Genomic DNA, 6,259 nt, shown 5'->3' on the forward strand with positions numbered 1-6,259 from the left:
TGTAAAAAAATAATGAATTTACTTATCCTATTAATGCTAAAACACCTAAAACAATTACACCTAAAGCAAGTAAAACACATAACGTATTCATTATTTTCACCAAAATATGTTGATCTTGCTCCGCTTCAGAACGTTTAAACAAAATTAATTTTCTGACAATAAAATCTAGCACCTGATACAGGATACCAACTACCATTAAAGCCCCTACAAAGCCTAATAATGCTCCTGATAATCTAATTCTTGCTCCTAATACTAAAAAATCAAACACATCATCACTCCAATTTATTTTTTATTCATTTCTTTAGATAGATCATCTAATAACTACTCGTTAAATCATTTCACTATCTCATCTTTTTCATGGGAACTGACTTTTTCAGCATATGGCTTTCTAGAAAAGCTGGTAAAAATACCAATGACTGTTATCACTAATTGAATTATAGAAGCAGGAAGCACACCTAATAAATCATATAACCAACTAATAAATCTTGGTACTGAAAAACTATTTGGTAAATCATCCATGGCATACATCACTAATATCAGCAATGCACCCAAAAACCAGAGTGTACAAAAAAATAATTGTACCCATTCAATATGTAATTTTTTTCTTCCCAATGAGACACCCTCCTTTTAGAATATAATAATAACATAGGAACAACTACTAATGAAAGTACTAAATAGAATTTTTATCCCTTTATTTAATGCGTTTGTTAACACTCGGGAAAGAATGCCATTAAAAATACCTTTAAGCAGTTTATTTCTAACTAATTAAAGGTATTTTTGATTTATTTTTATGATTGAGTTGCATCTAAACAATACTAATTGAATGGTTACTGTGTATACTCCTTATCCACATTAAACTTTTTTATAATAACATTTCCTGGGGTAGTTATTTACTTAAACATACGGATCTTCACTTTTTACGTGCATAAAAGTAATAAACGATTGCAATAATCAACAATATACCACCAATCGCTAGTGACCAATTCGAAGTAGTTTCGCCTGTATGAGGTAACACATCTATCTTTTTAACTTCTTTATCCTCTATTATTTTTTGGTAAATGTAGATGACCCTTTGTATTTGTTCAGTAAATTCACCCACTTGGCGATCAGGTAACCGATTTAGCATGAGCTGATAACCATCTATCAATAGTTTAAAGGAATCTCCACTGACATCATAACTTTCGCCAACATTCCCTTGAACTGCTTGAGGACTATGGATTTCCTGCCCATTTTCATCTATATATTCCACAATAACTGAAGTCTCTATTGGATTTTTAGTATAGATATAAACAACTTGAATGGGCGCTTCTGTATAAAAGCCATTTTCTGGGACATTGTCTTTGATTAATTGAAATGTATAGCCCTCTATCGCTAACTGAGAGGTTGCATATGGTGTACCAACTCTCTTCGTCTCAATGATATCAGGCGCAATTTTATTGCCATTTTCATCTATATAAGAGGCTGTAACGGTGCCATCAGGAATTTTTTGATAGACATAAACAACTTGAATGGGTGCTTCTGTATATAAGCCATTTTCCGGGATATTGTCTTTAATCAATTGAAATATATAGCCATCTATTGCCAACTGAGTAGTCGTATAAGGTGTACCAACTTGCGCCTGTTCCACAATATCGTCAGCAATTTTATTGCCATTTTCATCCACATAAGAAGCTGTCACAGTACTTTCAGGAATTCTTTGGTAAACATAATCAATCGACTGTTTATCTGTTGTAAAGAATGTCGCTCCTGGTCTTTGAATTAATATATAGCCAGGAAACGTTTTAGGAACTTGTGGAACAGTGTCTTCTAGCTCCCCTACATATAATTCACCCTCTTCTAAAACCTCGCCTCTATCTGTTACATAATTCACTTGAATACCAGGACTATCAGAATAATAAGCCCAAGCAAAATTTAAATTAGTAGGTAATAAATCGCCAGGTTGTAAGGCATAATTATTCCCTATCTTAGGATATTGACTATCAAGTGTTTGGACAACATAATAATGAAAATATTTTGTATATGTATCATAGTACATTTTTTCAGGAACTGGTAAAAGATAGACTGGCTCTGATATTCCGTTTCCTACTAGAGGGTCAAAATCTGTGCCTGGTACAAAACCTGTTGTTACAATACCTCCCTCTTCAAACTTGGCGTACATATTAGATGAGACGGTTAGTCCTAAGTAGTCTAATGTAGTATGCTCATCTGATGTCCAATGATAGGCAATTGGAATGGGTATACTGTAATCATTTAAAACATCATTCACCCGAAGCTCTGTGCCTAAAGTGTTCGCTTTATCTGAACTATAAGGCGCATAAATATTTGTAGCCGCCTCAGCCGACTGTGGTAGCACCAAACCAATCAAAATGAAGCAAATAAAAATTATTTTTTTTAACATAAGCGAATCCCTCCTTTTTTAGAGATTCTTGGTAGTATTTAGTACGATTACCTTCACAATTTATATGTAACACACTAGTTTGTCAGCCACATATGGACTGATTTTTGTTGAAGTAGTTAATAGAGAACTGTCTCTTACTAAATAACAACTTTCCTCCCCGCTTATCCCACTAAATCGGTCTTTTTCACACCGATTAAAAATCCCCTTATCAAAACCCGAATTTACTATTAACAGATATATATCACCAAGAAAAATATTTCTTTTTTGAGAAAAATAAAAAGAACAACTTTAAAATAAATCAGTAAAATCAAAGTTTCTATTTTCACCACTGATTCATTCTCTCTTATAATTATTATTAATTAATACCTTATAAAAGTCAATCTTATTTTAGAAAAAGAGGCTTTTAATCAACAAAAAAATAGATTCAATAGCTAAATTTATAACTATTGAATCTATTTTTTATTAACCGCCTTTTTCATGCCAGAAAATGCGTCCTAGCAACTGAGCAAATAATCGGGTTTTAAGTTGTTTTATCCCAATTATTTGATACAGATAAGAGCTTTTTTCTAAATAAGAAAAGATGGCTTAGTTTGAATTTTCTTCTAAATACCATTCACTAAATTCAATCAGTTCATCATCACTATAACCTGTAATCTCTAAAAATTCTTTAAGCTTATTAAAATCACTTTTTTCTTTTGCGTAGTACTCAACCATCTTGCCATTTTCGATCTCAAAACGGAATGTTTCATCATAATCCTGATCCTCTTCTGTTGCTAGTTCAGCATCAGATGCTTCATCACTATAAATATTAATCATTAATTGGAAATAGTCATGATCCACATTTTTTGAAGCCGTAAAGGTTACAGCACTATAACCATATGTGTCAACTTCAATCCCATTCTCTTCTAATTCTTCTTGCATATCCGCATACTTGCTTGACTCTTTGTTAGAAGATTTTTTACTTTTAGCACGATCTTCTTCCTCATCCTCGTCATCCTCTTCCTCTTCATCTTTTGAGGACTTGTCTGCTTTATGCTCACCTTTATCTTTTACAAGGGTTCCTTTAGTACCGCTGGATTCAATAGAAATTTTTTCCTTCTCAACTTTTAAAACCTTTAGAACCAAAGTGTTGCTTTCATCGTCTGGATCTTTCACAGTGATGCTATCCTTCTTTTTTGAGATGGTATATTCTACAGTCTCAGAATGACCACCCATGCCAATCGTTACTTCATCTTTTGACTCAAAGGTTAATGATAATTCTCCTGAAGAATACTCATTTTCTAAATACCACGTTCCATCTCCTTCAGTCAGTGTCTTCTCTAAAGAAGCGCCTCCACATCCAACCATGAGGATTGCAGCAATCAGTGTTGCCACAGATAATCTTAACTTTTTCATTTTAAATTTTCCCTCCTACTATGTAATAATGATTATTATTAGCCGCACCTAATTATTATACCGTGAAATTTATCTCCCAACAAGACATTCCTGCTTCAGTTGTAAAAAAGAGTAGAAACGCATTAGTGACTGCATTTCTACTCTTTTATTCTGGTATCAAATCAGATTGAAATTCCCTGATATATATATACAAATAACTTTAGGTAGGTATTCTCTCTAACTAGTTCCCCTATTCTGCCTCTATTTTTGCAATCTTTCCCTGCTCAATATACACCAACAAAATCGAAATATCAGCTGGATTTACCCCACTAATCCGACTTGCTTGTGCAACCGTTTCAGGTTGAATCTTCTTCAATTTTTGGCGTGCTTCTGTCGCTAAGCCATTAATTGCATCATAATCAATCCGTTCAGGAATGCGTTTGCCTTCCATTTTTTTCATTTTTTCCACTTTTTCAGCGGCTTTTTTAATATAGCCTTCATATTTCACTTGAATTTCGACTTGTTCTTCCACTGCTCTAGGCAATGCGAAATCTCTTGGCGCAAACTGTAATACTTCAAGATAGGTAATTTCTGGGCGCTTCAAGAAATCGATGGCTAATATCCCATCTTTTAGTGGCGCACTGCCTTTTTCTTCTAAAAAGGCTTGAACCTCTGCAGTTGGTTTCAATCTTGTTTTACCTAAGCGTTTCATTTCAGCTTCTACTTGAGCTTTTTTCTCTAGAAAATGGGCGTATTGTGCTTCATGAACTAAACCTAATTCATGGCCAATCTCAGTTAAGCGTAAATCTGCATTATCATGACGTAGTAATAAACGATATTCTGCTCTTGAAGTCAATAAGCGATAAGGTTCATTCGTTCCTTTTGTCACTAAATCATCAATCATCACGCCGATGTAACCATCGCTACGCTTCATCACAAAAGGCTCTTTTCCTTGAACACTTAAAGCTGCATTCATCCCAGCAATCAAGCCTTGTCCAGCCGCTTCTTCATAGCCAGAAGTACCATTCATTTGACCCGCTGTAAACAATCCAGTAATTTTTTTCGTTTCCAAAGTTGGGCGTAATTGATGAGGCACCACAACATCATATTCAATCGCATAACCTGGACGCATCATTTCCGCATTTTCCAAACCGACAACAGAATGAATCATTTGGTGTTGCACATCTTCTGGTAAAGAAGTCGATAAGCCTTGTACATAAACTTCCTCTGTGTGACGACCTTCTGGCTCTAAGAACATTTGATGACGTGGTTTGTCACTAAAACGAACAATTTTATCTTCAATCGATGGGCAATACCGAGCACCTACACCTTCAACAATTCCAGTGAACATTGGGGCACGATGTAAGTTTGCTTGAATAATATCATGGGTTTTTTCATTTGTATAAGTTAACCAACAAGACAATTGGTTTCTTAAATAGGCACTATCTGGGGTAGCAAAACTAAAGTGATTTGCTTGTTCATCTCCAGGCTGTTCCTCAGTAACGGCATAATTGATTGTACTAGCTTTTACTCTTGGAGGGGTTCCAGTTTTAAAACGATTTAATTCAAAGCCTAATGCTTCTAAATTCTCAGAAAGTTTAATAGAAGGAATCGAATTGTTAGGACCACTAGAGTATTTTAGCTCCCCAATGATAATTTGTCCTCTTGAAGAGGTACCAGCTGTTAGAACCACTGATTTAGCACGATAAACTGCCCCTGCATTAGTGACGACCCCTTTACATTCTTCATCTTCAACAATTAAAGACTCTACAATTCCTTGACGTAAGGTTAAATTCTCTGTTTTCTCAATCGTAAATTTCATTTCATTGGCATAAGCATATTTATCTGCCTGGGCACGCAACGCACGTACAGCAGGACCTTTCCCTGTATTCAGCATCCGCATTTGAATATAGGTCTTATCAATATTACGACCCATTTCTCCACCTAACGCATCAATTTCTCGCACGACAACACCTTTAGCAGGTCCACCTACTGAAGGATTACATGGCATAAAAGCCACCATATCTAAATTAATGGTTAATAACAGTGTTTTAGCGCCCATTCTAGCAGCAGCTAATGCAGCTTCTGATCCTGCATGACCAGCGCCAACAACCACAACATCATAATTTCCAGCTTCATATTGATTCATAGACTCATTCCTTGTATATTATATTTAAGGTTTTTATCTTCCGATTATAATTGGAGAACCTTATGAACCATTGTAATTTTCATTTGGTATTAACTCAGTTCATCTGAGATAATATAACTATTGGATTGAGAGGTTGTGCCGTTCATTCCTTGAGTCTTTGAACTCGTTCTCGAAAGACTGGCACCTCTCTCTGATTGGCTGTTTGCGAATGAGTTAGATGTTGAAGGTATTAATGCCTTACTCCGTATCTAGAACAAGGTAGTGACGCTTTTCAGACGAGTGGCAATCAATCCAAAATTTTACCCTTAGAAGGTGTTTCTATGCTCTATCTTGGTATT

At 35.2% G+C, this 6,259-nt stretch carries 5 protein-coding genes; all 5 read right to left on the reverse strand.

Going from position 1 to position 6,259, the window contains the following annotated elements; genetic code table 11:
* Window positions 1-22 precede the first annotated feature (22 nt).
* Window positions 23-268 carry a hypothetical protein gene (locus BMW29_RS09720; RefSeq protein WP_092652870.1) on the reverse strand — a complete coding sequence of 82 codons (246 nt, stop codon included), beginning with the start codon at window positions 266-268 and terminating at the stop codon, window positions 23-25.
* 65 nt (window positions 269-333) lie between these two features.
* Window positions 334-612, reverse strand: a complete 279-nt coding sequence (locus BMW29_RS09725; RefSeq protein WP_092652872.1) for a hypothetical protein — start codon at window positions 610-612, stop codon at window positions 334-336.
* Between the two features lie 298 nt (window positions 613-910).
* Window positions 911-2,398, reverse strand: a complete 1,488-nt coding sequence (locus BMW29_RS09730) for a MucBP domain-containing protein (protein WP_092652874.1) — start codon at window positions 2,396-2,398, stop codon at window positions 911-913.
* Between the two features lie 585 nt (window positions 2,399-2,983).
* Complete coding sequence (locus BMW29_RS09735) at window positions 2,984-3,793, reverse strand: hypothetical protein (RefSeq protein ID WP_092652876.1); 810 nt, start codon at window positions 3,791-3,793, stop codon at window positions 2,984-2,986.
* 229 nt (window positions 3,794-4,022) lie between these two features.
* Window positions 4,023-5,921, reverse strand: a complete 1,899-nt coding sequence (mnmG, locus tag BMW29_RS09740; RefSeq protein WP_092652878.1) for a tRNA uridine-5-carboxymethylaminomethyl(34) synthesis enzyme MnmG — start codon at window positions 5,919-5,921, stop codon at window positions 4,023-4,025.
* Window positions 5,922-6,259: the final 338 nt, after the last annotated feature.

It is taken from the genome of Isobaculum melis (genome assembly GCF_900111355.1).
In the GTDB taxonomy this organism is placed as follows: Bacteria; Bacillota; Bacilli; order Lactobacillales; family Carnobacteriaceae; genus Isobaculum; species Isobaculum melis.

Bases quoted from the DNA above. Each gene is read 5' to 3' on its own strand.
- mnmG (WP_092652878.1), bottom strand. From the start codon at position 5,921: ATGAATCAATATGAAGCTGGAAATTATGATGTTGTGGTTGTTGGCGCT.
- BMW29_RS09735 (WP_092652876.1), bottom strand. From the start codon at position 3,793: ATGAAAAAGTTAAGATTATCTGTGGCAACACTGATTGCTGCAATCCTC.
- BMW29_RS09730 (WP_092652874.1), bottom strand. From the start codon at position 2,398: ATGTTAAAAAAAATAATTTTTATTTGCTTCATTTTGATTGGTTTGGTG.